We start from the raw sequence: 27,000 nt of genomic DNA, 5'->3' as shown, positions 1-27,000 counted from the left end.
ACTCCACGCCGATGATAGTGCGGATTGCCCGTGTGAAAGTAGGTAATCGTCAGGCTCCCCCCCAGTCAGAAACCCCACCCGCCGCGGTGGGGTTTTTGCGTTTACGGACGGCTAACACCCAATCACTATATAAGTGAGAGCGTTGGGATCGGAACGGTCAAGCAGCCCTTGACAAAGAGACATTGTTCCCCCATAATCGTCAGTTCTCTGCGGAGGGGTGCCCGAGTGGCTAAAGGGGGCAGACTGTAAATCTGTTGGCTTACGCCTACGTTGGTTCGAATCCAACCTCCTCCACCAGAATGCAAGATGTGGCAGTTGTTGGGAATCCATGATCCTTGCGGGTGTAGCTCAATGGTAGAGCAGAAGCCTTCCAAGCTTACGACGAGGGTTCGATTCCCTTCACCCGCTCCAGCAACACAGAGGTAGCGCCCATGTGGCTCAGTGGTAGAGCACTCCCTTGGTAAGGGAGAGGTCGGCAGTTCGATCCTGCCCATGGGCACCAGAAGTAATCGGTGATTGTTTGCGCCCGGCGCAACGTACGGAAAATCCTCTTAGGAGTCGAAAATGGCCAAGGGTAAGTTTGAGCGGACCAAGCCGCACGTGAACGTGGGCACGATCGGTCACGTTGACCACGGCAAGACCACGTTGACGGCAGCGATCACGACGGTCCTGACGCAGAAGTTTGGCGGCGAAGCGAAGGCGTACGACCAGATCGACGCGGCGCCGGAAGAAAAGGCGCGTGGCATTACCATCAACACCGCGCACGTCGAGTACGAAACGGCTAACCGCCACTACGCACACGTCGACTGCCCGGGCCACGCAGACTACGTGAAGAACATGATCACGGGCGCGGCGCAGATGGACGGCGCAATCCTGGTGTGCTCGGCTGCCGACGGCCCGATGCCGCAAACGCGTGAGCACATCCTGCTGGCGCGTCAGGTTGGCGTTCCGTACATCATCGTGTTCCTGAACAAGTGCGACATGGTGGACGACGCCGAGCTGCTGGAACTCGTCGAGATGGAAGTTCGCGAACTTCTGTCGAAGTACGACTTCCCGGGCGACGACACGCCGATCATCAAGGGTTCGGCCAAGCTGGCGCTGGAAGGCGACAAGGGCGAGTTGGGTGAGGTAGCGATCATGAACCTGGCCGATGCGCTGGACACGTACATCCCGACGCCGGAGCGCGCGGTTGACGGTGCGTTCCTGATGCCGGTGGAAGACGTGTTCTCGATCTCGGGTCGCGGCACGGTGGTGACGGGTCGCGTCGAGCGCGGCGTGATCAAGGTTGGCGAGGAAATCGAGATCGTCGGTATCCGCGCAACGGCCAAGACGACCTGCACGGGCGTGGAAATGTTCCGCAAGCTGCTCGACCAGGGTCAGGCAGGCGACAACGTTGGTATCCTGCTGCGCGGCACGAAGCGTGAAGACGTGGAGCGTGGTCAGGTTCTGGCCAAGCCGGGTTCGATCAACCCGCACACGCACTTCACGGCTGAAGTGTACGTGCTGAGCAAGGACGAAGGCGGCCGTCACACGCCGTTCTTCAACAACTACCGTCCGCAGTTCTACTTCCGTACGACGGACGTGACCGGCTCGATCGAGCTGCCGAAGGACAAGGAAATGGTGATGCCGGGCGACAACGTGTCGATCACGGTGAAACTGATCAACCCGATCGCGATGGAAGAAGGTCTGCGCTTCGCAATTCGCGAGGGTGGCCGTACGGTCGGCGCTGGTGTCGTCGCCAAGATCATCGAGTAACGCCAGAGAGTTCTCGATAATCGGTTGTATCGGGGTTGGCGGTGTCGTCAACCCCAAATGGTTTAGGGGTATAGCTCAACTGGCAGAGCGTCGGTCTCCAAAACCGAAGGTTGGGGGTTCGATTCCCTCTGCCCCTGCCAACTATCGCGCCGTAGTGGCGCTTGTTAAGGTGTTATGGCGAATCCTTCCGTCGAAACTGTAAATACATCCGGCGACAAGTTGATGTTGATCGCAGGTGTGTTGCTGGTCTTGGCCGGGTTCGTGGGGTTCTTCTGGCTTAATGGCCAGGAATGGTACATCCGCGGAGCCGCCTTGGCTGTTGGTGCGATCGCGGGTGTCGCAGTCGGTCTTCTCTCGGCGCCTGGCAAGGGTTTCATCGCTTTCGCCAATGACTCATACAAAGAGGTCCGCAAGGTAGTTTGGCCGAGTCGCAAAGAGGCGACCCAAACAACACTCGTGGTCTTCGGCTTCGTAGTCGTGATGGCTATCTTCCTCTGGGTTTGTGATAAATCCATTGAGTGGGCGATTTTCTCGGCGATTCTGGGTTGGAAATGATATGAGTGATACTCCGGCATCCCCGAGCGGCAAACGTTGGTACGTAGTGCACGCATATTCCGGTATGGAGAAGAGCGTGCAACGAGCGCTTCAGGAGCGCATCGAGCGGGCTGGTATGCAGGAACAGTTCGGCCAGATCCTCGTTCCAACGGAAGAGGTTGTTGAGGTAAAGGGCGGTCACAAATCAGTAACCGAACGTCGTTTCTTCCCGGGCTATGTTTTAGTCGAAATGGAAATGACAGACGAAACGTGGCACCTCGTGAAAAATACGGCGAAGGTGACCGGCTTCGTCGGCGGGGCGCGTAATCGGCCGAGCCCGATCTCCCCTCGGGAAGTTGAAAAGATCATGTCGCAGATGCAGGAGGGCGTGGAGAAGCCGCGTCCGAAGACCCTGTTTGAGGTAGGCGAGATGGTGCGCGTGAAAGAAGGCCCGTTCACAGATTTCAACGGCAGCGTCGAAGAAGTGAACTACGAAAAGTCGCGAGTCCGTGTTTCCGTTACAATCTTCGGCCGCGCAACGCCGGTCGAGTTGGAATTCGGCCAAGTCGAAAAGTTGTAGTCTAGATTTTACGGAACGCACCGCTAGGTGCGTTCCGTATTTCGCGCTTACGGTCCGCGTAATGGCCGTTGAGGAGCGTAACTAGTCAGTTTGTCGGCGAACACGCGCTACTACTCACTGAGCGTCCGCCCGTAAGGCGGCGTTCCACAGAGGTTCTCGAAAAATGGCAAAGAAAATTATCGGCTTTATCAAGCTGCAGATTCCTGCAGGTAAAGCCAACCCGTCGCCGCCGGTTGGTCCGGCACTGGGTCAGCGCGGCCTGAACATCATGGAGTTCTGCAAGGCGTTCAACGCGCAGACTCAAGCGATGGAACCGGGTCTGCCGATTCCTGTCGTGATCACGGCATTCGCGGACAAGAGCTTCACGTTCGTTCTGAAGACGCCGCCGGCTACGGTTCTGATCAAGAAGGCAGCGAAGCTCGACAAGGGTTCGAGCAAGCCGCATACCGACAAGGTCGGCAAGATCACCCGCGCTCAAGCTGAAGATATCGCCAAGACCAAGATGCCCGATCTGACGGCTGCTGATCTGGACGCAGCGGTTCGTACGATCGCTGGTAGCGCGCGCTCGATGGGCATCACCGTGGAGGGCGTGTAAATGGCTAAGCTTTCGAAGCGTCTGCAAGCATTTGCAGCCAAAGTGGATCGTCAGAAGCTGTACCGGATCGAAGACGCTCTGTCGCTCGTGAAGGAATGCGCAAGCGCGAAGTTCGACGAGTCGATCGACGTCGCCGTGCAACTCGGCATTGACGCAAAGAAGTCGGATCAAGTGGTTCGCGGCTCGGTCGTGCTGCCCGCTGGTACCGGTAAGTCGGTCCGCGTCGCTGTGTTCGCGCAGGGCGAAAAGGCTGAGCAGGCTCGTGCCGCTGGTGCTGACGTCGTCGGTATGGAAGACCTGGCCGAACAGGTCAAGGCCGGGAACCTGAACTTCGACATCGTGATCGCTTCGCCGGACACGATGCGTATCGTCGGTACGCTCGGGCAGATTCTCGGCCCGCGTGGCCTGATGCCGAACCCGAAGGTTGGCACGGTCACGCCGGACGTCGCGACCGCGGTCAAGAACGCCAAGGCTGGTCAGGTGCAATTCCGTGTCGACAAGGCCGGCATTATCCACGCAACGATCGGCCGCGCTTCGTTTGAACCGGCAGCACTGCGCAACAACCTGAATGCGCTGATCGAAGCGCTGCAGAAGGCGAAGCCGGCAACGAGCAAGGGCGTGTATCTGCGCAAGGTCGCTTTGTCGAGCACGATGGGTGTTGGTGTTCGTGTCGACCAGACGTCGATCGCTGCCCAGTAATGAATTTCGCCGCTCCGGCGCGAGTTGGGGCGGCTTTTAAGGGCTTTGGGCGGTTGCGAGGTGGCAGTCTGCATCGCGCGACCGGTTGTCAAAGACCGTTGGTGGGCACGCAGCAAGTAGGCGGGTCCTTAATGTAAAGCCAACGCAGATGGCGAACCCGAAAAGGTTTTGTAGTGATGAAGCCGTTGGATGTCTGTAGCGATACGGATTTTTGACGGTCGAAATACTCCTGACTGGTCGGACGCCGTTATTGAATGCGGTACACAAGGCGCACGCTGCGTGTATCGAATCTGGAGGTTAACCGTGCCACTAAACAAAGAAAGCAAGCAGGCCGTCGTCGCTGAGGTTGCCGCGCAAGTCGCGAAAGCTCAGACCGTGGTTCTGGCTGAGTATCGTGGAATCGCGGTTGGCGATCTGACCAAGCTGCGCGCGAAAGCGCGTGAGCAACAGGTTTACCTTCGCGTGTTGAAGAACACGCTGGCGCGTCGCGCCGTCGAGGGTACCCCGTTTGCTCCGCTGGCAGAGCAGATGACTGGCCCCCTGATCTACGGCATCTCGGAAGATGCGATTGCTGCTGCTAAGGTCGTCAATGACTTCAGCAAGAGCAATGACAAGTTGGTCATCAAGGCTGGTTCCTACGAAGGCAAGGTGATGGACAAGGCTGGCGTGCAAGCGCTGGCAAGCATCCCGAGCCGCGAAGAACTGCTCTCCAAGCTGTTGTACGTTATGCAGGCACCTGTTTCTGGCTTCGCGCGCGCTCTGGCCGCGCTGGCAGAAAAGAAACAAGGCGAAGAAGCCGCTGCGTAATGCACTTCAGTCGAGCGTGATTGATCGCTGGCTGTATCCGAATTCAATTTAGGAGTATTTCAAATGGCAATCGCAAAAGAAGACATCCTCGAAGCCGTAGGCTCGATGTCGGTTCTGGAACTGAACGAGCTGGTCAAGGCGTTCGAAGAAAAGTTTGGCGTCTCGGCAGCTGCTGTTGCAGTGGCTGGCCCGGCAGGTGCAGCCGGCGGCGCTGCTGCTGCTGAAGAGCAGACCGAATTCACGGTCATCTTGGCAGAAACCGGTGCAAACAAGGTTTCGGTCATTAAGGCTGTTCGCGAATTGACGGGTCTCGGCCTGAAGGAAGCGAAGGATCTGGTCGACGGTGCACCGAAGCCCGTTAAGGAAGCGGTGCCCAAGGCTGCTGCTGAAGAAGCCAAGAAGAAGCTGGAAGAAGCCGGCGCGAAGGTTGAAATCAAGTAAGCTTCAACGCGCTGTGCGAAGGCTGGCGGTTTTTCACCGCCGGCCTTTTTGTGCTTTGTGGAGGACGCGTTTTTGCGGGCGTATGCCGGCAGGAATGTGATTCCGAGAAGCCAAAGAAAAACGCCCACGGTAATTTTGACCGGCATTTTTCTTTGTCTTCTGAAGCGACTGCAGAAGGCAAGTTTGGTCGGGTAGCGGGCAACACAGGCATCCGCTGCCGTCAGCCAGCGGTTGGTAGCGGCCAACCACCAAGCTTCTAGGCTCGTTCAAGCCATCGGACGGCCATCGGGTCTCAGTCGGTGAACACTCGGGTTGTCTCATCAAGGTATCCTGCCTCGACAACTATGCCCGCCGTGATTCGGAGATCGTATGCAATATTCCTTCACCGAGAAGAAGCGTATTCGCAAGAGTTTTGCGAAGCGCCCCATCGTTCACCAAGTACCTTTCCTGCTGGCTACCCAGCTTGAATCATTCAGCACGTTTCTGCAAGCAGATACGTCATCTACGCAACGCAAGCCGGAAGGCTTGCAGGCCGCGTTTACTTCCGTTTTTCCGATCGTTTCGCACAACGGCTTCGCGCGTCTTGAGTTCGTCAGCTACATGCTGTCGCCGCCGGCATTCAACATCAAGGAATGCCAGCAGCGCGGTCTGACGTACTGCTCGGCGCTGCGCGCCAAGGTGCGTCTGGTGCTGCTCGACAAAGAATCACCGAGCAAGCCGGTCGTCAAAGAAGTGAAGGAACAGGAAGTGTACATGGGCGAAATCCCGCTCATGACGCCGACCGGTTCGTTCGTCATCAACGGCACCGAACGTGTGATCGTTTCGCAGCTGCACCGTTCGCCGGGTGTTTTCTTCGAACACGACAAGGGCAAGACGCACAGCTCGGGCAAGCTGCTGTTTTCGGCACGTATCATTCCCTACCGTGGCTCGTGGCTCGACTTCGAATTCGACCCGAAGGACGTGCTGTACTTCCGCGTCGACCGTCGTCGTAAGATGCCGGTTACGATCCTGCTAAAGGCAATCGGCCTGACGCCGGAACAGATCCTCGCAAACTTCTTCGTGTTCGACAATTTCACGCTGATGCCGGAAGGCGCGCAGATGGAATTCGTGCCGGAGCGTTTGCGCGGTGAAGTCGCGCGCTTCGATATCACGGACCGCGATGGCAACGTGATCGTCCAGAAGGACAAGCGGATCAACGCCAAGCACATTCGCGACCTCGATAACGCGAAGACCAAGTTCATCTCGGTGCCGGAAGATTATCTGCTCGGCCGTGTGCTCGCGAAGAACGTGATCGACGGCGATACGGGTGAAGTCATCGCGAACGCCAACGACGAAATTACCGAATCCGTGCTCGAGAAGCTACGCGAAGCGAAGATCAAGGACATCCAGACGCTCTACACGAACGATCTGGACCAGGGTCCGTACATCTCGTCGACGCTGCGTATCGACGAAACGGCCGACAAGATGGCCGCACGTATCGCGATCTACCGCATGATGCGTCCGGGCGAGCCGCCGACCGAAGAAGCGGTCGAGGCACTGTTCAACCGTCTGTTCTACAGCGAAGAAGCGTACGACCTGTCGAAGGTGGGTCGTATGAAGTTCAACCGGCGCGTCGGCCGTGATGAAATCGTCGGTCCGATGACGCTGCAGGACGACGACATTCTCGCGACGATCAAGATCCTCGTCGAGCTGCGCAACGGCAAGGGCGAAGTGGACGACATCGACCACCTCGGCAACCGTCGTGTGCGCTGCGTCGGCGAACTCGCTGAGAACCAGTTCCGCGCGGGCCTCGTGCGTGTCGAACGTGCTGTGAAGGAACGCCTCGGCCAGGCCGAAAGCGAAAACTTGATGCCGCACGACCTGATCAACTCGAAGCCGATCTCGTCGGCGATTCGCGAGTTCTTCGGGTCGTCGCAACTGTCGCAGTTCATGGACCAGACCAATCCGCTGTCGGAAATCACGCACAAGCGTCGTGTTTCTGCACTAGGCCCGGGCGGTCTGACTCGTGAGCGCGCAGGCTTCGAAGTCCGCGACGTGCACCCAACTCACTACGGCCGTGTGTGCCCGATTGAAACGCCGGAAGGTCCGAACATCGGTCTGATCAACTCGCTCGCTCTGTACGCGCACCTGAACGAATACGGCTTCCTCGAAACGCCGTATCGCAAGGTGGCGGACGGCAAGGTGACCGACCAGATTGACTATCTGTCGGCGATCGAAGAAGGCCGTTACGTGATCGCTCAGGCGAACGCGGCGGTGGCTGACGACCGCACGCTGACCGATGAACTCGTGTCGTCGCGTGAAGCGGGCGAAACGCTGATGGTCACGCCGGACCGCATTCAGTACATGGACGTGGCGCCGTCGCAGATCGTGTCGGTCGCAGCTTCGCTGATTCCGTTCCTCGAGCACGACGACGCGAACCGCGCATTGATGGGCTCGAACATGCAGCGTCAGGCCGTCCCGTGTCTGCGTCCGGAAAAGCCGGTCGTCGGTACGGGCATCGAACGCACCGTGGCGGTCGACTCGGGCACGACGGTTCAGGCACTGCGTGGCGGTGTGGTCGATTACGTCGACGCGGGCCGTATCGTGATTCGCGTGAACGACGACGAAGCGGTCGCGGGTGAAGTCGGCGTCGACATCTACAATCTGATCAAGTACACGCGTTCGAACCAGAACACGAACATCAACCAGCGTCCGATCGTGAAGATGGGCGACAAGGTTGCGCGCGGCGACGTGCTGGCTGACGGCGCATCGACCGATCTGGGCGAGCTCGCGCTCGGCCAGAACATGCTGATCGCGTTCATGCCATGGAACGGCTACAACTTCGAAGACTCCATCCTGATTTCGGAGAAGGTCGTTGCGGACGACCGTTACACGTCGATTCACATCGAAGAACTGAACGTCGTTGCACGCGACACGAAGCTCGGACCGGAAGAAATCACGCGCGACATCTCGAATCTCGCCGAAGTGCAGCTTGGCCGTCTCGACGAGTCGGGCATCGTGTACATCGGCGCGGAAGTCGAAGCGGGCGACGTGCTGGTCGGCAAGGTCACGCCGAAGGGCGAAACGCAGCTGACCCCGGAAGAAAAGCTGCTGCGCGCGATCTTCGGTGAGAAGGCGTCGGACGTGAAAGACACGTCGCTGCGCGTGCCGTCGGGCATGAGCGGCACTGTGATCGACGTGCAGGTATTCACACGTGAAGGCATCCAGCGCGACAAGCGCGCGCAACAGATCATCGACGATGAACTGAAGCGCTATCGTCTCGACCTGAACGACCAGCTGCGTATCGTGGAAGGCGATGCGTTCCAGCGTCTCGCACGCATGCTCGAAGGCAAGGTGGTGAACGGCGGTCCGAAGAAGCTCGCGAAGGGCACGAAGATCGACCGCGCTTACCTCGAAGATCTGGACCACTATCACTGGTTCGACATCCGCCTCGCGGATGAAGAAGCAGCGGCCCAGCTCGAAGCGATCAAGAACTCGATCGAAGAGAAGCGTCACCAGTTCGACCTCGCGTTCGAAGAGAAGCGCAAGAAGCTCACGCAAGGCGACGAACTGCCGCCGGGCGTGCTGAAGATGGTCAAGGTGTATCTGGCGGTGAAGCGCCGTCTGCAGCCTGGCGACAAGATGGCAGGCCGTCACGGTAACAAGGGTGTCGTGTCGAAGATCGTGCCGATCGAAGACATGCCCTACATGGCCGACGGCCGTCCGGCTGACGTCGTTCTGAACCCGCTCGGCGTGCCGTCGCGGATGAACGTGGGTCAGGTTCTCGAAGTGCATCTGGGTTGGGCCGCGAAGGGTCTCGGCTGGCGTATCGGCGAAATGCTGCAGCGTCAGGCGAAGATCGCTGAACTGCGCGAATTCCTGATCAAGATCTACAACGAATCGGGCCGCGCCGAAGAGCTGGACAGCTTCAGCGACGACGAAATCCTCGAACTGGCGAAGAACCTGCGCGAAGGCGTGCCGTTCGCAACGCCGGTGTTCGACGGTGCGACGGAAGAAGAAATGTCCCGCGCGCTCGATCTGGCGTTCCCGGACGACATCGCTGAAAACCTCGGCATGACGCCGTCGAAGAACCAGGTGCGTCTGTTCGACGGTCGCACGGGCGAGATGTTCGAACGTACGGTGACGGTCGGCTACATGCACTACCTGAAGCTGCACCACCTGGTCGACGACAAGATGCACGCGCGTTCCACGGGCCCGTACTCGCTCGTCACGCAGCAGCCGTTGGGCGGTAAGGCGCAGTTCGGTGGCCAGCGTTTCGGTGAAATGGAAGTGTGGGCGCTCGAAGCGTACGGCGCATCGTACGTGCTGCAGGAAATGCTGACGGTGAAGTCGGACGACGTGACGGGCCGGACCAAGGTTTACGAGAACCTGGTCAAGGGCGATCACGTGATCGATGCCGGCATGCCTGAGTCGTTCAACGTGTTGGTGAAGGAAATCCGGTCGCTGGGTATCGACATCGACCTGGACCGGAACTAATCGGACTACTGGAGAGAAGCGATGAAAGCTTTGCTCGATCTATTCAAGCAAGTCCAACAACCTGAAGTTTTCGACGCGATCAAGATCGGTCTGGCCTCGCCGGACAAGATCCGTTCGTGGTCGTTCGGTGAAGTCAAGAAGCCGGAAACCATCAACTACCGCACGTTCAAGCCGGAGCGCGATGGTCTGTTCTGCGCGAAGATTTTCGGTCCGATCAAGGACTACGAATGCCTTTGCGGCAAGTACAAGCGCCTGAAGCACCGCGGCGTGATCTGCGAGAAGTGCGGCGTCGAAGTGACGCTCGCGAAGGTGCGTCGTGAGCGAATGGGCCACATTGAGCTGGCCTCGCCGGTCGCGCACATCTGGTTCCTGAAGTCGCTGCCGTCGCGTCTGGGCATGGTGCTCGACATGACGCTGCGCGACATCGAGCGCGTGCTGTACTTCGAAGCATACGTGGTGATCGATCCGGGCATGACGCCGCTCAAAGCGCGGCAGATCATGACCGAAGAGGATTACTACAACAAGGTCGAGGAATACGGCGACGAATTCCGTGCCGAGATGGGCGCGGAAGGTATTCGCGAACTGCTGCGCGCGATCAACATCGACGAGCAGGTCGAGCTGCTGCGCACGGAGCTCAAGAACACCGGCTCGGAAGCGAAGATCAAGAAGTACGCGAAGCGCCTGAAAGTGCTCGAGGCGTTCCAGCGTTCGGGCATCAAGCCGGACTGGATGGTCCTCGAAGTGCTGCCGGTGCTGCCGCCGGAACTGCGTCCGCTCGTCCCGCTCGACGGCGGCCGTTTCGCGACGTCGGACCTGAACGACCTGTATCGCCGCGTGATCAACCGTAACAACCGGTTGAAGCGTTTGCTCGAGCTGAAGGCGCCTGAAATCATCGTCCGCAACGAAAAGCGGATGCTGCAGGAAGCCGTCGACTCGCTGCTCGACAACGGCCGTCGCGGCAAGGCGATGACCGGTGCGAACAAGCGTCCGCTGAAGTCGCTCGCGGACATGATCAAGGGTAAGGGCGGTCGCTTCCGTCAGAACCTGCTCGGTAAGCGTGTCGACTACTCGGGCCGTTCGGTGATCGTGGTCGGCCCGACGCTGAAGCTGCATCAGTGCGGTCTGCCGAAGCTGATGGCGCTCGAACTGTTCAAGCCGTTCATCTTCAACAAGCTCGAAGTGATGGGTGTCGCTACCACCATCAAGGCTGCGAAGAAGGAGGTCGAGAACCAGACACCGGTGGTGTGGGACATCCTCGAAGAGGTGATCCGCGAACATCCGGTCATGCTGAACCGTGCGCCGACGCTGCACCGTCTCGGCATCCAGGCTTTCGAGCCGGTGCTGATCGAAGGTAAGGCAATCCAGCTGCACCCGCTCGTTTGCGCGGCGTTCAACGCCGACTTCGACGGTGACCAGATGGCCGTTCACGTGCCGCTGTCGCTCGAAGCGCAGATGGAAGCGCGCACGCTGATGCTCGCGTCGAACAACGTACTGTTCCCGGCCAACGGCGATCCGTCGATCGTGCCGTCGCAGGATATCGTGCTCGGCCTGTACTACGCGACGCGTGAAGCGGTGAACGGCAAGGGCGAAGGCCTGACATTCACGGGCGTGTCGGAAGTGCTGCGCGCGTACGAGAACAAGGAAGTCGAACTGGCCTCGCGCGTCAACGTGCGGATCACCGAAATGGTCCACAACGAAGACAAGTCGGAAGGCGGGCCGGCGTTCGTACCGAAGATCACGCTGTATGCGACCACGGTTGGCCGCTCGATCCTGTCGGAAATCCTGCCGCCGGGTCTGCCGTTCTCGGTGCTGAACAAGCCGCTGAAGAAGAAGGAAATCTCGCGTCTGATCAACACCGCGTTCCGCAAGTGCGGTCTGCGTGAGACGGTGATTTTCGCCGACCAACTGATGCAGTCGGGCTTCCGTCTGGCAACGCGTGCTGGTATTTCGATTTGCGTCGACGACATGCTCGTACCGCCGCAGAAGGAAACCATCGTTGGCGACGCCGCGAAGAAGGTGAAGGAATACGACCGTCAGTACATGTCGGGTCTCGTCACTGCGCAGGAGCGCTACAACAACGTGGTCGACATCTGGTCGGCGACGTCGGAAGCGGTCGGCAAGGCAATGATGGAGCAACTGTCGACGGAACCGGTCACGGACCGCGACGGCAACCAGACGCGTCAGGAGTCGTTCAACTCCATCTACATGATGGCGGACTCAGGCGCTCGTGGTTCCGCGGTTCAGATCCGTCAGCTGGCCGGTATGCGCGGTCTGATGGCGAAGCCGGACGGCTCGATCATCGAGACGCCGATTACGGCGAACTTCCGCGAAGGTCTGAACGTGTTGCAGTACTTCATCTCGACCCACGGTGCACGTAAGGGTCTGGCTGATACGGCACTGAAGACCGCGAACTCGGGTTACCTGACGCGTCGTCTCGTCGACGTGACGCAGGATCTGGTCGTCGTCGAGGAGGATTGCGGCACGTCGAACGGCGTGGCGATGAAGGCGCTCGTGGAAGGCGGTGAAGTGGTCGAAGCGCTGCGTGACCGTATCCTGGGTCGCGTGGCCGTGGCTGACATCGTCAACCCGGAATCGCAGGAAACGCTGTTCGAAGCGGGCACACTGCTCGACGAAGACGCGGTCGAAGACATCGAACGCCTCGGCATCGACGAAGTGCGCGTGCGCACGCCGCTGACCTGCGAAACGCGCTACGGTCTGTGCGCGGCCTGCTACGGTCGCGACCTCGGCCGCGGCTCGCTGGTGAACGTCGGCGAAGCGGTCGGCGTGATCGCGGCGCAGTCAATCGGTGAACCGGGCACGCAGCTCACGATGCGTACGTTCCACATCGGTGGCGCGGCGTCGCGTGCGGCGGTGGCATCGTCGGTCGAAGCGAAGTCGAACGGTACGGTGCGTTTCACGTCGACGATGCGTTACGTCACGAATGCGAAGGGCGAGCAGATCGTCATCTCGCGTTCGGGTGAAGCGATGATCACCGACGATCACGGCCGCGAGCGCGAGCGTCACAAGGTGCCGTACGGCGCCACGCTGCTGCAGCTCGACGGTGCGCAGATCAAGGCTGGCACGCAACTGGCCACGTGGGATCCGATGACGCGTCCGATCATCACCGAGTATGGTGGTACGGTGAAGTTCGAGAACGTCGAGGAAGGCGTGACGGTCGCGAAACAGATCGACGACGTGACGGGTCTGTCCACGCTCGTCGTGATCGACGTGAAGCGTCGTGGTTCGCAGGCGTCGAAGACGGTGCGTCCGCAGGTCAAGCTGCTCGATGCGAATGGCGAGGAAGTGAAGATCCCGAACACCGAGCACTCGGTGCAGATCGGCTTCCAGGTCGGCGCGCTGATCACCGTGAAGGACGGTCAGCAGGTGCAGGTCGGCGAAGTGCTCGCACGTATCCCGACCGAATCGCAGAAGACGCGTGACATTACCGGTGGTCTGCCGCGTGTGGCGGAACTGTTCGAAGCACGTTCGCCGAAGGACGCGGGTATCCTGGCGGAAGTCACGGGTACGACGTCGTTCGGTAAGGACACGAAGGGCAAGCAGCGTCTCGTTATCACGGACCTCGAGGGCAACCAGCACGAGTTCCTGATCGCGAAGGAAAAGCAGGTTCTGGTGCACGATGGTCAGGTCGTCAACAAGGGCGAAATGATCGTCGACGGACCGGCGGATCCGCACGACATCCTGCGTCTGCAGGGCGTCGAGGCGCTGTCGCGCTACATCGTGGACGAAGTGCAGGACGTGTACCGTCTGCAAGGCGTGAAGATCAACGACAAGCACATCGAAGTGATCGTGCGTCAGATGTTGCGCCGCGTGCAGATTTCGGACAACGGCGACACGCGTTTCATCCCGGGCGAACAGGTCGAGCGGTCGGACATGCTCGACGAGAACGACCGTATGATCGCGGAAGACAAGCGTCCGGCAACGTACGAAAACGTGCTGCTCGGTATCACGAAGGCGTCGCTGTCGACCGATTCGTTCATCTCCGCGGCGTCGTTCCAGGAAACGACCCGCGTGCTGACCGAAGCGGCGATCATGGGCAAGCGCGACGACCTGCGTGGCCTGAAGGAAAACGTGATCGTCGGCCGCCTGATTCCGGCCGGTACGGGTCTCGCGTTCCACAAGGCGCGCAAGAGCAAGGAACTGGCCGACCGCGAGCGTTTCGATCAGATCGCAGCGGAAGAGTCGTTCGAATTCGGTACGCCGGAAACGCCGGCTGCCGAACAGCAACACTCGGGCGAGTAAGTGCTGGCGGCGCAAGCCGCCATGCCTCACGAGCCACGAAGGCCGCTCAGTTTCGACTGAGCGGTTTTTTTTTGCTCTTTTTGCGCGTGCATGGGTGCCACGTGCCGGAGCAGTCCTAGGCCCGATGGCTAACGTTGTCGCAAAGCGCGGGCGCGGCACGAATGGGTTGGTAAAATTCGTCTCACCGCCTGCGTGCCGTTCCTTTCGCCGTCTCTCTCAAATACATGTCCCGACCGCTCGAAATCCTCAATGAAGTCTTTGGTTATCCCGCGTTCAGAGGGCAGCAGGGCGAAATTGTCGAGCACGTCGCCGACGGTGGCGATTGCCTTGTGCTGATGCCGACGGGCGGCGGCAAATCGCTGTGCTATCAGATCCCGTCGCTGGTGCGGCGCGAATGCGGCTTTGGCGCCGGCATCGTGGTGTCGCCACTGATCGCGCTGATGCAGGATCAGGTGGCCGCGCTGACCGAAGTCGGCGTGCGGGCCGCGTACCTGAACTCAACGTTGTCGAGCGCGGAGGCGGTGGCCACCGAGCGGGCGCTCCGCGACGGCGACATCGATCTGCTCTACGTCGCACCGGAGCGGCTGATGACGCCGCGCTTCCAGGAACTGCTCGAACGCACGCGCATCGGTCTTTTCGCGATCGACGAAGCGCACTGCGTGTCGCAATGGGGACACGATTTCCGGCCCGAGTATATTCAGCTGTCGGTGCTGCACGAGCGCTTTCCGAATGTCCCGCGCATCGCGCTGACGGCGACCGCCGACGCGATCACGCGCGACGAAATCATCCACCGTCTCGCGCTCGAAGATGCGCGCGTGTTCGTGTCGAGTTTCGATCGGCCGAACATCCGCTATCGCATCGCCGAAAAAGACAACGCGCGCACGCAACTGCTCGACTTCATCCGCGCCGAGCATACGAAAGCCGACGGTACGACCGACGCGGGCGTCGTTTATTGCCTGTCGCGCCGCAAGGTCGAGGAAACCGCGGAGTGGCTGAAGGAAAAGGGCATGCGCGCGCTGCCATACCACGCCGGCATGGAGTTCGAGGTGCGCCAGAAACATCAGGAGATGTTCCAGCGCGAGGAAGGCATCGTGATGTGCGCGACGATTGCGTTCGGCATGGGCATCGACAAACCCGACGTGCGGTTCGTCGCGCATCTGGATTTGCCCAAGAGCGTGGAAGGGTACTACCAGGAGACCGGCCGCGCGGGCCGCGACGGACTGCCGTCGAACGCGTGGATGGCCTACGGGCTCGGCGACGTCGTGCAGCAGCGCAAGATGATCGACGAATCCGAAGCAGACGACGCGCACAAGCGGGTCCAGACCGGCAAGCTCGACGCGCTGCTCGGTTTGTGCGAAACGGCGACTTGCCGGCGGGTGCGCCTGCTCGCGTACTTCGGCGAAACGAGCCAGCCGTGCGGCAACTGCGACAACTGCCTCGAGCCGCCGCCGACCTGGGATGCAACGCGCGAGGCTCAGATGGCGCTGTCGTGCGTGTTTCGCGCGCAGCGTGCGAGCGGCTTTCATTTCGGAGCCGGACACCTGATAGATATTTTGCGTGGCAACCGCAGCGAAAAAATCCTGCAGCGTGGCCACGAGAAGCTGACCACGTTCGGTATCGGCGCGGCGCTCGGTGAGCCGGAGTGGCGTGCGATCTTTCGCCAACTCGTCGCGTTCGGTTACCTGACGGTCGACCACGAGGGCTTCGGTTCGCTCGTGCTGACGGAGGCGAGCAAGCCGGTGCTCAAGGGCGAGCAGAAGGTGACGATGCGTCGCTACGTCAAGCCGACACGCACGCGTCAATCGTCGGGTCGTACGAGCGAGCGCGCCGATCCGACCATTGGCATGGGCCCTCGCGAGCGGGCCCGCTGGGAGCGTCTACGCATGTGGCGCACAGAAACCGCGAAGAGCGACGGAGTGCCGGCTTATGTGATTTTCCATGACGCGACGCTCGCGGAAATCGCCCGTCTCGGCCCCGATTCGATCGACGATCTGCGCGGGATTCCGGGCATGGGGGCGCGTAAACTGGACCGTTTCGGCTACGAATTGCTGCACGTCGTAGCGGCAGACTGACGTCGTCTGGCTGTTTAGCCGGATTGACAGGGGCGAAACACCGCAACCTGTTGACTCCCTTAGTATTTTCGGAATATTATGCTAGGTTCCGGTTCTTGGAATGCTACGCGCAACTTCAGTTCGTGCGTGAGCGGGCCAGCCGGAAGTTCGATGCGCGGGCGTTTCCGCTTTGCCCGGAAACCGATGCGTCGATTTTGTTCAATTTCAGGAATAATCAATGCCAACCATCAATCAACTGGTTCGCAAAGGCCGCACGTCGGAAACGACGAAGAGCAAGAGCCCGGCTTTGCAGGACTGCCCCCAGCGTCGCGGCGTGTGCACCCGTGTGTACACCACGACGCCGAAGAAGCCGAACTCGGCACTCCGTAAGGTCGCCAAGGTTCGTCTGACGAACGGCTTCGAAGTCATTTCGTACATTGGTGGCGAAGGCCACAACCTGCAGGAACACTCGGTCGTGCTGATTCGCGGCGGCCGTGTGAAGGACTTGCCGGGTGTGCGTTACCACATGGTTCGCGGCTCGCTGGATACCCAGGGCGTCAAGGATCGTAAGCAGGCTCGCTCGAAGTACGGTGCAAAGCGTGCCAAGGCTGGCAAGTAATTAGCCGGTCGATCGTAGTTTCAGGTCGCCTGCAAAGGCGGTAATAGCGATGGTGCCGGAATCGCCGGTGCTATCGAGTAAGTGGTCACCCGACCAGGCTGGTTAGTCTTACGGATGAATCGGGTTAGTTGGTGGCCGCGGGGCTGTAAGCAGCTCCAACTGAAAAGTAAAGGAAGAAACATGCCGCGTCGTCGCGAAGTCCCCAAGCGGGAAGTGTTGCCGGATCCGAAGTTTGGCAACGTTGATGTAGCAAAATTCATGAACGTGCTGATGCTCTCCGGCAAGAAGTCGGTTGCCGAGCGTATCGTGTACGGCGCTTTCGAACAGATCCAGACCAAGGGTGGCAAGGACCCGCTGGAAGTGTTCACGGTGGCGCTCAACAACGTCAAGCCGGTGGTAGAAGTGAAGAGCCGCCGCGTTGGTGGTGCGAACTATCAGGTTCCGGTCGAAGTGCGCCCGTCGCGTCGTATGGCATTGGCGATGCGTTGGCTGCGTGAAGCCGCGAAGAAGCGCAGCGAGAAGTCGATGGCCCTGCGTCTGGCAGGTGAGCTCTCCGAAGCGGCCGAAGGCCGTGGCGGCGCGATGAAGAAGCGCGACGAAGTTCACCGGATGGCAGAAGCCAACAAGGCGTTCTCGCACTTCCGTTTCTAAGCTTCCCCACCCCGGGTTTAGCGGAAAACGGAAAGAAATTCCGGGCGGGTGCGCTTCAAAGGCGCCTCGCCCGTTTGTGTTACAGCGCGATGGACATCTCTCGCATCGCGTCATCCCAATAGAGGATCAAAGTGGCTCGCAAGACTCCTATCGAGCGCTACCGTAACATCGGTATTAGCGCTCACATCGACGCCGGCAAAACGACGACGACCGAGCGCATTCTGTTCTACACGGGCGTGAACCACAAGATTGGTGAAGTTCACGACGGCGCTGCCACCATGGACTGGATGGAGCAGGAACAGGAGCGCGGCATCACGATTACTTCCGCTGCTACCACGGCATTCTGGAAGGGCATGGCGGGCGACCGCGCCGAACACCGCATCAACATCATCGACACCCCGGGTCACGTCGACTTCACGATTGAAGTCGAGCGCTCGATGCGCGTGCTCGACGGCGCGTGCATGGTGTACTGCGCTGTAGGCGGCGTGCAGCCCCAGTCGGAAACCGTGTGGCGTCAGGCTAACAAGTACAAGGTTCCCCGTCTCGCGTTCATCAACAAGATGGACCGTACCGGCGCGAACTTCTTCAAGGTCTACGACCAGCTCAAGCTGCGTCTGAAGGCGAACCCGGTTCCGGTCGTCGTGCCTATCGGCGCGGAAGAGAACTTCACGGGCGTCGTCGATCTGATGAAGATGAAGGCGATCATTTGGGACGACGCGTCGCAAGGCACCAAGTTCTCGTACGAAGACATCCCGGCAGAGCTCGTCGACACATGCAACGAATGGCGTGAAAAGATGGTCGAAGCCGCGGCGGAAGCGAACGAAGACATGATGAACAAGTACCTGGAGTCGGGTGAGCTGACCGAAGAGGAAATCATCAAGGGTCTGCGCGACCGTACGATCGCTTGCGAAATCCAGCCGATGCTGTGCGGCACCGCGTTCAAGAACAAGGGTGTGCAGCGCATGCTGGACGCCGTGCTCGACTTCCTGCCGTCGCCGATCGACATCCCGCCGGTTACCGGCGAGCTGGAAAACGGTGAAAAGGGTGAGCGCCGCGCTGCTGACGACGAAAAGTTCTCGGCACTGGCGTTCAAGATCATGACCGACCCGTTCGTCGGCCAACTGATCTTCTTCCGTGTGTACTCTGGCGTTGTGAATTCGGGCGACACCCTGCTGAACGCGACCAAGGACAAGAAGGAACGTCTGGGCCGTATTCTGCAGATGCACGCGAACCAGCGCGAAGAAATCAAGGAAGTGCGCGCAGGCGACATCGCCGCTGCGGTCGGCCTGAAGGACGCGACCACGGGCGACACGCTGTGCGATCCGACGAGCCCGATCGTGCTCGAGCGCATGGTTTTCCCGGAACCCGTGATTTCGCAGGCTGTTGAGCCGAAGACGAAGCCGGACCAGGAAAAGATGGGTCTGGCCCTGAACCGTCTGGCGCAGGAAGATCCGTCGTTCCGCGTTCAAACGGACGAAGAATCGGGTCAAACCATTATTTCGGGCATGGGCGAGCTCCACTTGGAAATTCTGGTCGACCGGATGAAGCGTGAGTTCGGCGTTGAAGCAACGGTTGGCAAGCCGCAGGTGGCTTACCGCGAAACGATTCGCGGCAAGGCGGAAGACGTTGACGGCAAGTTCGTCAAGCAGTCGGGTGGTCGCGGCCAGTACGGTCACGCGGTCATCACGCTCGAGCCGAACGAGCAAGGCAAGGGCTACGAGTTCCTGGACGAGATCAAGGGCGGTGTGATTCCGCGTGAATACATCCCGGCAGTCGACAAGGGTATCCAGGAAACGCTGAAGGCCGGCGTGCTGGCGGGCTTCCCGGTCGTGGACGTGAAGGTTCACCTGACGTTCGGTTCCTACCACGATGTCGACTCGAACGAAAACGCGTTCCGCATGGCCGGTTCGATGGCGTTCAAGGAAGCGATGCGCAAGGCACAGCCGGTCATCCTCGAACCGATGATGGCTGTCGAAGTCGAAACGCCGGAAGACTACATGGGCAACGTGATGGGCGACCTCTCTGGCCGTCGCGGTATTGTTCAGGGCATGGATGACATGGTTGGCGGCGGCAAGATCGTTCGCGCCGAAGTGCCGCTGTCGGAAATGTTCGGCTACTCGACGTCTCTGCGTTCGCTGACGCAAGGCCGTGCAACGTACACGATGGAGTTCAAGCACTACGCTGAAGCTCCGCGTAACGTGTCGGAAGCGATCATCAACGCGAAGTCGAAGTAATCGCGCGGCAAAGTCATTCAACGATTAACTTTCTGAAAGAAGAGAAACATGGCTAAAGGTAAATTCGAGCGGAGCAAGCCGCACGTGAACGTGGGCACGATCGGTCACGTTGACCACGGCAAGACCACGTTGACGGCAGCGATCACGACGGTCCTGACGCAGAAGTTTGGCGGCGAAGCGAAGGCGTACGACCAGATCGACGCGGCGCCGGAAGAAAAGGCGCGTGGCATTACCATCAACACCGCGCACGTCGAGTACGAAACGGCTAACCGCCACTACGCACACGTCGACTGCCCGGGCCACGCAGACTACGTGAAGAACATGATCACGGGCGCGGCGCAGATGGACGGCGCAATCCTGGTGTGCTCGGCTGCCGACGGCCCGATGCCGCAAACGCGTGAGCACATCCTGCTGGCGCGTCAGGTTGGCGTTCCGTACATCATCGTGTTCCTGAACAAGTGCGACATGGTGGACGACGCCGAGCTGCTGGAACTCGTCGAGATGGAAGTTCGCGAACTTCTGTCGAAGTACGACTTCCCGGGCGACGACACGCCGATCATCAAGGGTTCGGCCAAGCTGGCGCTGGAAGGCGACAAGGGCGAGTTGGGTGAGGTAGCGATCATGAACCTGGCCGATGCGCTGGACACGTACATCCCGACGCCGGAGCGCGCGGTTGACGGTGCGTTCCTGATGCCGGTGGAAGACGTGTTCTCGATCTCGGGTCGCGGCACGGTGGTGACGGGTCGCGTCGAGCGCGGCGTGATCAAGGTTGGCGAGGAAATCGAGATCGTCGGTATCCGCGCAACGGCCAAGACGACCTGCACGGGCGTGGAAATGTTCCGCAAGCTGCTCGACCAGGGTCAGGCAGGCGACAACGTTGGTATCCTGCTGCGCGGCACGAAGCGTGAAGACGTGGAGCGTGGTCAGGTTCTGGCCAAGCCGGGTTCGATCAACCCGCACACGCACTTCACGGCTGAAGTGTACGTGCTGAGCAAGGACGAAGGCGGCCGTCACACGCCGTTCTTCAACAACTACCGTCCGCAGTTCTACTTCCGTACGACGGACGTGACCGGCTCGATCGAGCTGCCGAAGGACAAGGAAATGGTGATGCCGGGCGACAACGTGTCGATCACGGTGAAACTGATCAACCCGATCGCGATGGAAGAAGGTCTGCGCTTCGCAATTCGCGAGGGTGGCCGTACGGTCGGCGCTGGTGTCGTCGCCAAGATCATCGAGTAAAATCGACGATTGCTGTAGCAGTCTGTAGCGCCCGGGCTCGGGCACTCGCTCTGCGCGAGCGTCCGAGCCTACGTTCTTTTTCTAATCGGCGGTGCAATATCGCCTCGCTCTTTTCAAGGAATTTGTCATGCAGAACCAGAAAATCCGCATTCGCCTGAAGGCTTTCGACTATCGCCTGATCGACCAATCGGCAGCTGAAATCGTCGATACGGCAAAGCGGACTGGCGCGATTGTTCGTGGTCCCGTACCCCTGCCGACCCGCATTCAACGCTTCGACATCCTGCGTTCGCCGCACGTCAACAAGACGTCGCGTGACCAGCTCGAAATCCGCACCCACCAGCGTCTGATGGACATCGTTGACCCGACGGACAAGACCGTCGACGCGCTCATGAAGCTGGATCTCCCGGCTGGCGTGGACGTTGAAATCAAGCTGCAGTAAGGCTTCCAGCCCTTGCCCGGCCACCCGGGCAACGCTAAGTCATTGATTGCTTGCGGAAAACGAAAAGGCTCGCTATACTGTTGAGCTTTTCGCGCATTTGCGTAAAAAAGTCGGCGTCCTGCAGCATGGTTTCATGCCCGAAGCGGTGCCGGCATTTTGTAAATTAGCCCCGACCAATCGCAGTCGGGAATGGAGAAAACGATGAGCCTTGGACTCGTAGGTCGCAAGGTTGGCATGACCCGTATCTTCACGGCTGAAGGGGATTCAATTCCCGTCACCGTGCTGGACGTGTCCGACAACCGCGTGACGCAGATCAAGACTGTTGAAACCGACGGCTACACGGCCGTGCAGGTTGCCTTCGGTACGCGCCGTGCATCCCGCGTGACGAAGCCGTTGGCAGGTCATCTCGCCAAAGCCGGTGTTCAAGCCGGTGAAATCCTCAAAGAATTCCAGATCGATGCCGCTAAGGCTGCCGAACTGTCGAGCGGCGCCGTGGTTGGTCCCGAGCTGTTCGAAGTGGGCCAGAAGGTCGACGTGCAAGGCGTGTCGATCGGTAAAGGCTACGCCGGTACCATCAAGCGTTATAACTTCTCGTCTGGCCGTGCATCCCACGGTAACTCGCGCTCGCACAACGTGCCGGGCTCGATCGGTATGGCGCAGGATCCGGGTCGTGTTTTCCCGGGTAAGCGCATGACCGGTCACATGGGTGATGAGAAGGTAACGGTGCAAAACCTCGAAATCGCTCGTATCGATGCTGACCGCAAGCTGCTGCTGGTCAAGGGCGCCGTTCCGGGTGCGAAGGGTGGCAAGGTATTCGTTACGCCGGCCGTGAAGACGCGTGCCGTGAAAGGAGCGAAATAATGGAACTTAAGCTCCTGAATGCCAATGGTCAGGAAAGTGCAGGCGTTAGCGCGTCGGACGTCGTGTTCGGCCGCGACTACAACGAAGCCCTGATTCACCAGGTGGTGGTTGCGTACCAGGCGAATGCCCGTAGCGGCAACCGCGCGCAGAAGGATCGTGAGCAGGTCAAACACACGACCAAGAAGCCGTGGCGCCAGAAGGGTACGGGCCGCGCCCGTGCCGGTATGTCGTCGAGCCCGCTGTGGCGCGGCGGTGGCCGTATTTTCCCGAATTCGCCGGAAGAAAACTTTTCGCACAAGGTCAACAAGAAGATGCATCGTGCAGGTCTCTGCTCGATCTTCTCGCAGTTGGCCCGCGAAGGCCGCATCTCGGTGGTCGACGAGTTGACGCTCGAAGCGCCGAAGACGAAGCTGCTGGCCGAAAAATTCAAGGCGATGGGTCTCGATTCCGTGCTGGTGATTACCGACACGGTTGACGAAAACCTGTACCTCGCGTCGCGCAACCTCGCCCACGTGGCGGTTGTGGAGCCGCGTTACGCCGACCCGCTGTCGCTGATCTACTTCAAGAAGATCCTGATCACGAAGGCTGCGGTCGCCCAGATCGAGGAGTTGCTGTCATGAGCGAGATTCGCAAGAACGATCATCGTTTGATGCAGGTCCTGCTCGCGCCGGTGGTCTCCGAAAAGGCGACGCTGGTGGCCGACAAGAACGAACAGGTTGTGTTCGAAGTCGCGCCGGATGCCACGAAGCAGGAAGTGAAAGCTGCAGTCGAGCTGCTGTTCAAGGTGGAAGTCGATTCCGTCAACGTGCTGGTCGCGAAGGGCAAAGCCAAGCGCTTTGGTCGCTTCATGGGCAAGCGCAAGGACGTGAAGAAGGCGTACGTCTGCCTGAAGCCCGGCCAGGAAATCAACTTTGAAGCGGAGGCCAAGTAATCATGGCAATCGTGAAAGTTAAGCCGACTTCGCCGGGTCGCCGCGCGATGGTCAAGGTGGTCAACAAGGAACTGCACAAGGGCAAGCCGTTCGCAGCGCTGCTCGACACGCAGTCGTCGACCGCCGGCCGTAACAACAACGGTCACATCACCACGCGTCACAAGGGTGGTGGTCACAAGCATCACTATCGTGTCGTCGACTTCCGTCGCACGAAGGATGGTATTCCCGCAAAGGTCGAGCGTCTCGAGTACGACCCGAACCGTAGCGCGAACATCGCGCTGGTTCTGTACGCAGACGGCGAGCGCCGCTACATCATCGCTCCGAAGGGTATTACCGTCGGTCAACAGCTGATGTCGGGTTCGGAGGCGCCGATCCGCGCAGGTAACACGCTGCCGATCCGCAACATCCCGGTCGGTACGACGATTCACTGCATCGAAATGCTGCCGGGCAAGGGCGCGCAAATGGCGCGTTCGGCGGGTACGTCGGCGATGCTGCTGGCTCGCGAAGGCATCTACGCGCAGGTTCGTCTGCGTTCGGGCGAAATCCGCCGCGTTCACGTTGAATGCCGCGCAACGATCGGTGAAGTAGGCAACGAAGAGCATAGCCTCCGTCAAATCGGTAAGGCTGGTGCGAACCGCTGGCGCGGTATCCGCCCGACGGTGCGTGGCGTTGCAATGAACCCGGTCGACCACCCGCACGGTGGTGGCGAGGGCAAGACTGCGGCAGGCCGCGATCCGGTGAGCCCGTGGGGCACGCCGACGAAGGGCTATCGCACCCGCAGCAACAAGCGCACGACGAGCATGATCGTCCAGCGCCGTCACAAGCGTTAAGGAGTAGGCAATGGCACGTTCTATTAAGAAAGGTCCGTTCTGCGACGCCCATTTGCTGAAGAAGGTTGAGGCGGCTGCAGCATCGCGTGACAAGAAACCGATCAAGACCTGGTCGCGTCGCTCGACGATCCTGCCGGACTTCATCGGCCTGACGATCGCCGTTCACAACGGCCGTCAACACGTTCCGGTGTATGTCACGGAAAACATGGTCGGCCACAAGCTTGGCGAGTTCGCACTGACCCGTACGTTCAAGGGACACGCGGCCGACAAGAAGGCCAAGAAATAAGGGGCAATCAAGATGGAAGTGAAAGCAATTCATCGCGGTGCCCGCATCTCGGCGCAGAAAACGCGCCTTGTGGCTGACCAGATCCGCGGTTTGCCGGTCGACAAGGCGCTGAACGTTCTGACATTCTCGCCGAAGAAGGCTGCGGGGATCGTGAAAAAGGTCGTGCTGTCGGCGATCGCGAATGCGGAGCACAACGAAGGCGCCGATATCGACGAGCTCAAGATCAAGAGCATCTACGTCGACAAGGCAGCATCGCTGAAGCGTTTCACCGCGCGCGCTAAAGGCCGCGGTAACCGCATCGAGAAGCAATCCTGTCACATCACTGTGACGGTCGGGAATTAAGGGGCCATACGATGGGACAGAAAATTCATCCGACTGGCTTCCGTTTGGCCGTCAGCCGCAATTGGGCTTCGCGTTGGTACGCGAACAACAACAATTTTGCGGCGATGTTGCAGGAAGACATCGGTGTTCGGGAATACCTGAAGAAGAAGCTGAAGAACGCGTCCGTCGGCCGCGTTGTGATCGAGCGTCCTGCAAAGAACGCGCGTATCACGATTTTCAGCTCGCGTCCGGGTGTCGTGATCGGCAAGAAGGGTGAAGACATCGAACTGCTGAAGTCCGAGCTGCAAAAGCGCATGGGCGTTCCGGTTCACGTCAACATCGAAGAAATCCGCAAGCCGGAAACGGACGCGCAACTGATCGCTGATTCGATCACGCAACAGCTCGAGCGCCGGATCATGTTCCGCCGCGCGATGAAGCGTGCGATGCAGAACGCGATGCGTCTGGGTGCTCAAGGCATCAAGATCATGAGCGCTGGCCGTCTGAACGGTATCGAAATCGCCCGTACGGAATGGTATCGCGAAGGTCGCGTGCCGCTTCATACGCTGCGTGCGGATATCGACTACGCAACGTCGGAAGCAAAGACGACGTACGGCATCATCGGTGTGAAGGTGTGGGTCTACAAGGGCGACACGCTCGGCCGCAACGACGCACCGGTGGTCGAAGAAGTCGCCGAAGAAAAGCGTCCGCGCCGCAACGCACGTCCGGGTGGCGATCGCCGTCCGCGTCGTGATGGTGAAGGTGGTGGCCCGGCAGGTGCACGCCGTGGCGCTCCCCGACGTGCTGGCGGTGCCGGCGGCGACGGGAAGACTGGAGAATAACGATGCTGCAACCGAAACGCAGAAAGTATCGCAAAGAGCAGAAAGGTCGTAACACCGGCGTTGCTACCCGCGGCAACGCGGTGTCGTTCGGTGAGTTCGGCCTGAAGGCTGTCGGTCGTGGCCGTCTGACCGCGCGCCAGATTGAAGCGGCGCGTCGTGCAATGACGCGTCACATCAAGCGCGGTGGCCGCATCTGGATCCGGATTTTCCCGGACAAGCCGATCTCGACCAAGCCGGCGGAAGTGCGTATGGGTAACGGTAAGGGTAACCCGGAGTACTACGTCGCTGAGATTCAACCGGGCAAGATGCTGTACGAAATGGACGGCGTAACCGAAGAACTGGCGCGCGAAGCGTTCCGTCTGGCTGCAGCGAAGCTGCCGCTGAAGACGACGTTTATCGTGCGTCAGCTCGGCGCCTAAGGAGCAAATGATGAAGGCTTCCGAACTTCACCAGAAAGATCAGGCCGCGCTCAACAAGGAGCTGTCGGACCTGTTGAAGGCGCAATTTGGCCTGCGCATGCAACTCGCGACCCAGCAGCTCACGAACACGAGCCAGCTGAAGAAGGTCCGTCGCGACATCGCGCGTGTGCGGACCGTCCTGACTGAGAAGGCGAACCAGAAATGAACGATAGCGTAAAAAACTCGCTCAAGCGGACGCTGGTCGGCAAGGTCGTCAGCAACAAGATGGACAAGACGGTTACCGTGCTGGTCGAGCACCGCGTGAAGCACCCGATCTACGGCAAGTACGTCGTGCGGTCGAAGAAGTACCACGCGCATGACGACGCGAACACGTACAACGAGGGCGACCTCGTTGAAATCCAGGAAACTCGTCCGATTTCGAAGACGAAGGCTTGGGTTGTGGCTCGCCTGGTCGAGGCTGCTCGCGTCATCTAATGTCGCAAAGCTGTAGAAGTAGTTGAAATCGCAGTAAGTTTCGCTTGCAAGACCGAGATTATTTGATATACTCTCGGTCTTCCCTCTTTGTGGGAGCCCCGTCGCGGGCGAAGTTGGTGGGGGAAGCGGTTCGGGCGCCAGCCTAGACCGAAGGATTCACCGGATTGCGATGGCGGGTTTCGTTTGCCGTCGCTGCTGTTCTAACCCAAGCAGCCGATCGGCTGACGGGACCAAGACTGACCGGGAAGCGCCATGGTGGTGTGACCGGATTAAGTTGGGAAAGATAAACCATGATCCAGACCGAAACTCGGCTTGAAGTGGCCGACAACACGGGTGCACGTGAAGTCATGTGCATCAAGGTGCTCGGCGGCTCGAAGCGTCGTTATGCCAGCATTGGCGACATCATCAAGGTGACTGTCAAAGAGGCAACGCCGCGCGGGCGCGTGAAGAAAGGCGAAATCTACAACGCCGTGGTGGTTCGCACCGCCAAGGGCGTGCGTCGTCAGGACGGCTCGCTGATTAAGTTCGACGGCAACGCGGCTGTGTTGCTCAACACCAAGCTCGAACCGATCGGTACCCGTATTTTTGGGCCTGTCACGCGCGAGTTGCGTAGCGAACGATTCATGAAGATCGTTTCGCTGGCGCCTGAAGTGCTGTAA

General features: G+C 59.7%; 26 protein-coding genes and 4 tRNA genes. All 30 read left to right on the top strand.

Going from position 1 to position 27,000, the window contains the following annotated elements; translation table 11 throughout:
* Nucleotides 1-211 precede the first annotated feature (211 nt).
* The 30 genes from HDG32_RS22195 to rplN all read left to right on the top strand — a co-directional run bounded on the left by HDG32_RS22195 (nucleotide 212) and on the right by rplN (nucleotide 27,000).
* Nucleotides 212-297: transfer RNA gene (locus HDG32_RS22195), tRNA-Tyr, on the top strand.
* Between the two features lie 40 nt (nucleotides 298-337).
* Nucleotides 338-411, top strand: a tRNA-Gly gene (locus HDG32_RS22190).
* A 16-nt stretch (nucleotides 412-427) separates the two neighbouring features.
* Nucleotides 428-502 (top strand) — tRNA-Thr (locus tag HDG32_RS22185).
* 62 nt (nucleotides 503-564) lie between these two features.
* Nucleotides 565-1,755, top strand: a complete 1,191-nt coding sequence (gene tuf, locus HDG32_RS22180; RefSeq protein WP_129958904.1) for an elongation factor Tu — start codon at nucleotides 565-567, stop codon at nucleotides 1,753-1,755.
* Nucleotides 1,756-1,819: 64 nt separating this feature from the next.
* Nucleotides 1,820-1,895 (top strand) — tRNA-Trp (locus HDG32_RS22175).
* A gap of 34 nt (nucleotides 1,896-1,929) precedes the next feature.
* The gene (gene secE / locus HDG32_RS22170) at nucleotides 1,930-2,310 is read left to right on the top strand and encodes a preprotein translocase subunit SecE (RefSeq protein ID WP_184040841.1); all 381 of its coding nucleotides are present in this window, start codon (nucleotides 1,930-1,932) and stop codon (nucleotides 2,308-2,310) included.
* Between the two features lies 1 nt (nucleotide 2,311).
* Nucleotides 2,312-2,869, top strand: a complete 558-nt coding sequence (gene nusG / locus HDG32_RS22165) for a transcription termination/antitermination protein NusG (RefSeq protein WP_013090767.1) — start codon at nucleotides 2,312-2,314, stop codon at nucleotides 2,867-2,869.
* Nucleotides 2,870-3,032: 163 nt separating this feature from the next.
* Complete coding sequence (rplK, locus tag HDG32_RS22160) at nucleotides 3,033-3,464, top strand: 50S ribosomal protein L11 (protein WP_008922976.1); 432 nt, start codon at nucleotides 3,033-3,035, stop codon at nucleotides 3,462-3,464.
* Complete coding sequence (gene rplA, locus HDG32_RS22155; RefSeq protein WP_184070695.1) at nucleotides 3,465-4,163, top strand: 50S ribosomal protein L1; 699 nt, start codon at nucleotides 3,465-3,467, stop codon at nucleotides 4,161-4,163.
* A 303-nt stretch (nucleotides 4,164-4,466) separates the two neighbouring features.
* Complete coding sequence (gene rplJ, locus HDG32_RS22150; RefSeq protein ID WP_062129470.1) at nucleotides 4,467-4,970, top strand: 50S ribosomal protein L10; 504 nt, start codon at nucleotides 4,467-4,469, stop codon at nucleotides 4,968-4,970.
* Nucleotides 4,971-5,033: 63 nt separating this feature from the next.
* Complete coding sequence (gene rplL, locus HDG32_RS22145; protein ID WP_018420143.1) at nucleotides 5,034-5,411, top strand: 50S ribosomal protein L7/L12; 378 nt, start codon at nucleotides 5,034-5,036, stop codon at nucleotides 5,409-5,411.
* Between the two features lie 369 nt (nucleotides 5,412-5,780).
* Nucleotides 5,781-9,887 (top strand): DNA-directed RNA polymerase subunit beta, encoded by a 4,107-nt coding sequence (gene rpoB, locus HDG32_RS22140; RefSeq protein ID WP_090802173.1) that lies wholly within the window; start codon nucleotides 5,781-5,783, stop codon nucleotides 9,885-9,887.
* 21 nt (nucleotides 9,888-9,908) lie between these two features.
* A complete protein-coding gene (gene rpoC / locus HDG32_RS22135) occupies nucleotides 9,909-14,147 on the top strand; it encodes a DNA-directed RNA polymerase subunit beta' (protein WP_184070693.1) in 4,239 nt (1,412 codons plus the stop codon).
* Nucleotides 14,148-14,371: 224 nt separating this feature from the next.
* A complete protein-coding gene (gene recQ, locus HDG32_RS22130) occupies nucleotides 14,372-16,219 on the top strand; it encodes a DNA helicase RecQ (RefSeq protein WP_184070691.1) in 1,848 nt (615 codons plus the stop codon).
* A gap of 217 nt (nucleotides 16,220-16,436) precedes the next feature.
* On the top strand, nucleotides 16,437-16,817 hold the full coding sequence (rpsL, locus tag HDG32_RS22125; RefSeq protein ID WP_006053290.1) for a 30S ribosomal protein S12: 381 nt from the start codon (nucleotides 16,437-16,439) through the stop codon (nucleotides 16,815-16,817).
* Between the two features lie 180 nt (nucleotides 16,818-16,997).
* Nucleotides 16,998-17,468 (top strand): 30S ribosomal protein S7, encoded by a 471-nt coding sequence (gene rpsG / locus HDG32_RS22120; RefSeq protein WP_006053291.1) that lies wholly within the window; start codon nucleotides 16,998-17,000, stop codon nucleotides 17,466-17,468.
* Between the two features lie 131 nt (nucleotides 17,469-17,599).
* Nucleotides 17,600-19,702 carry an elongation factor G gene (gene fusA / locus HDG32_RS22115; RefSeq protein WP_090802169.1) on the top strand — a complete coding sequence of 701 codons (2,103 nt, stop codon included), beginning with the start codon at nucleotides 17,600-17,602 and terminating at the stop codon, nucleotides 19,700-19,702.
* 48 nt (nucleotides 19,703-19,750) lie between these two features.
* Nucleotides 19,751-20,941, top strand: coding sequence for an elongation factor Tu (gene tuf / locus HDG32_RS22110; RefSeq protein WP_184070689.1), 1,191 nt, complete (start codon nucleotides 19,751-19,753; stop codon nucleotides 20,939-20,941).
* A 127-nt stretch (nucleotides 20,942-21,068) separates the two neighbouring features.
* Entirely contained in the window at nucleotides 21,069-21,380 is a 312-nt protein-coding gene (rpsJ, locus tag HDG32_RS22105; protein ID WP_006998489.1) for a 30S ribosomal protein S10, read from the top strand.
* Nucleotides 21,381-21,581: 201 nt separating this feature from the next.
* On the top strand, nucleotides 21,582-22,241 hold the full coding sequence (rplC, locus tag HDG32_RS22100; RefSeq protein ID WP_090805499.1) for a 50S ribosomal protein L3: 660 nt from the start codon (nucleotides 21,582-21,584) through the stop codon (nucleotides 22,239-22,241).
* Nucleotides 22,241-22,861, top strand: coding sequence for a 50S ribosomal protein L4 (gene rplD / locus HDG32_RS22095; RefSeq protein WP_090802165.1), 621 nt, complete (start codon nucleotides 22,241-22,243; stop codon nucleotides 22,859-22,861). The genes rplC and rplD overlap by 1 nt, the downstream gene beginning before the upstream one ends.
* Nucleotides 22,858-23,172 carry a 50S ribosomal protein L23 gene (gene rplW, locus HDG32_RS22090; RefSeq protein WP_008923345.1) on the top strand — a complete coding sequence of 105 codons (315 nt, stop codon included), beginning with the start codon at nucleotides 22,858-22,860 and terminating at the stop codon, nucleotides 23,170-23,172. Before rplD ends, rplW begins: the two co-directional genes overlap by 4 nt.
* A gap of 2 nt (nucleotides 23,173-23,174) precedes the next feature.
* Nucleotides 23,175-24,002 (top strand): 50S ribosomal protein L2, encoded by an 828-nt coding sequence (gene rplB / locus HDG32_RS22085; protein WP_018420149.1) that lies wholly within the window; start codon nucleotides 23,175-23,177, stop codon nucleotides 24,000-24,002.
* A 10-nt stretch (nucleotides 24,003-24,012) separates the two neighbouring features.
* Entirely contained in the window at nucleotides 24,013-24,288 is a 276-nt protein-coding gene (gene rpsS / locus HDG32_RS22080) for a 30S ribosomal protein S19 (RefSeq protein ID WP_006998484.1), read from the top strand.
* A 12-nt stretch (nucleotides 24,289-24,300) separates the two neighbouring features.
* Nucleotides 24,301-24,630: a 50S ribosomal protein L22 gene (gene rplV / locus HDG32_RS22075; protein WP_004199272.1), complete on the top strand. Its 330-nt coding sequence runs from the start codon at nucleotides 24,301-24,303 to the stop codon at nucleotides 24,628-24,630.
* Nucleotides 24,631-24,641: 11 nt separating this feature from the next.
* Nucleotides 24,642-25,448 (top strand): 30S ribosomal protein S3, encoded by an 807-nt coding sequence (gene rpsC / locus HDG32_RS22070; protein ID WP_012434570.1) that lies wholly within the window; start codon nucleotides 24,642-24,644, stop codon nucleotides 25,446-25,448.
* A 2-nt stretch (nucleotides 25,449-25,450) separates the two neighbouring features.
* Nucleotides 25,451-25,867, top strand: a complete 417-nt coding sequence (gene rplP, locus HDG32_RS22065; protein ID WP_008923342.1) for a 50S ribosomal protein L16 — start codon at nucleotides 25,451-25,453, stop codon at nucleotides 25,865-25,867.
* A 10-nt stretch (nucleotides 25,868-25,877) separates the two neighbouring features.
* Nucleotides 25,878-26,072, top strand: coding sequence for a 50S ribosomal protein L29 (rpmC, locus tag HDG32_RS22060; RefSeq protein ID WP_007180130.1), 195 nt, complete (start codon nucleotides 25,878-25,880; stop codon nucleotides 26,070-26,072).
* Nucleotides 26,069-26,341: a 30S ribosomal protein S17 gene (gene rpsQ, locus HDG32_RS22055; RefSeq protein ID WP_184052225.1), complete on the top strand. Its 273-nt coding sequence runs from the start codon at nucleotides 26,069-26,071 to the stop codon at nucleotides 26,339-26,341. The genes rpmC and rpsQ overlap by 4 nt, the downstream gene beginning before the upstream one ends.
* A 290-nt stretch (nucleotides 26,342-26,631) precedes the next feature.
* Nucleotides 26,632-27,000 carry a 50S ribosomal protein L14 gene (gene rplN, locus HDG32_RS22050; RefSeq protein ID WP_006998478.1) on the top strand — a complete coding sequence of 123 codons (369 nt, stop codon included), beginning with the start codon at nucleotides 26,632-26,634 and terminating at the stop codon, nucleotides 26,998-27,000.

Origin of the sequence: Paraburkholderia sp. CI2, from assembly GCF_014201055.1 — a bacterium.
Classification (GTDB): domain Bacteria; phylum Pseudomonadota; class Gammaproteobacteria; order Burkholderiales; family Burkholderiaceae; genus Paraburkholderia; species Paraburkholderia tuberum.
Note: the sequence above shows the minus strand (reverse complement) of the source record. Positions and strands in the feature narration are given on the sequence as shown.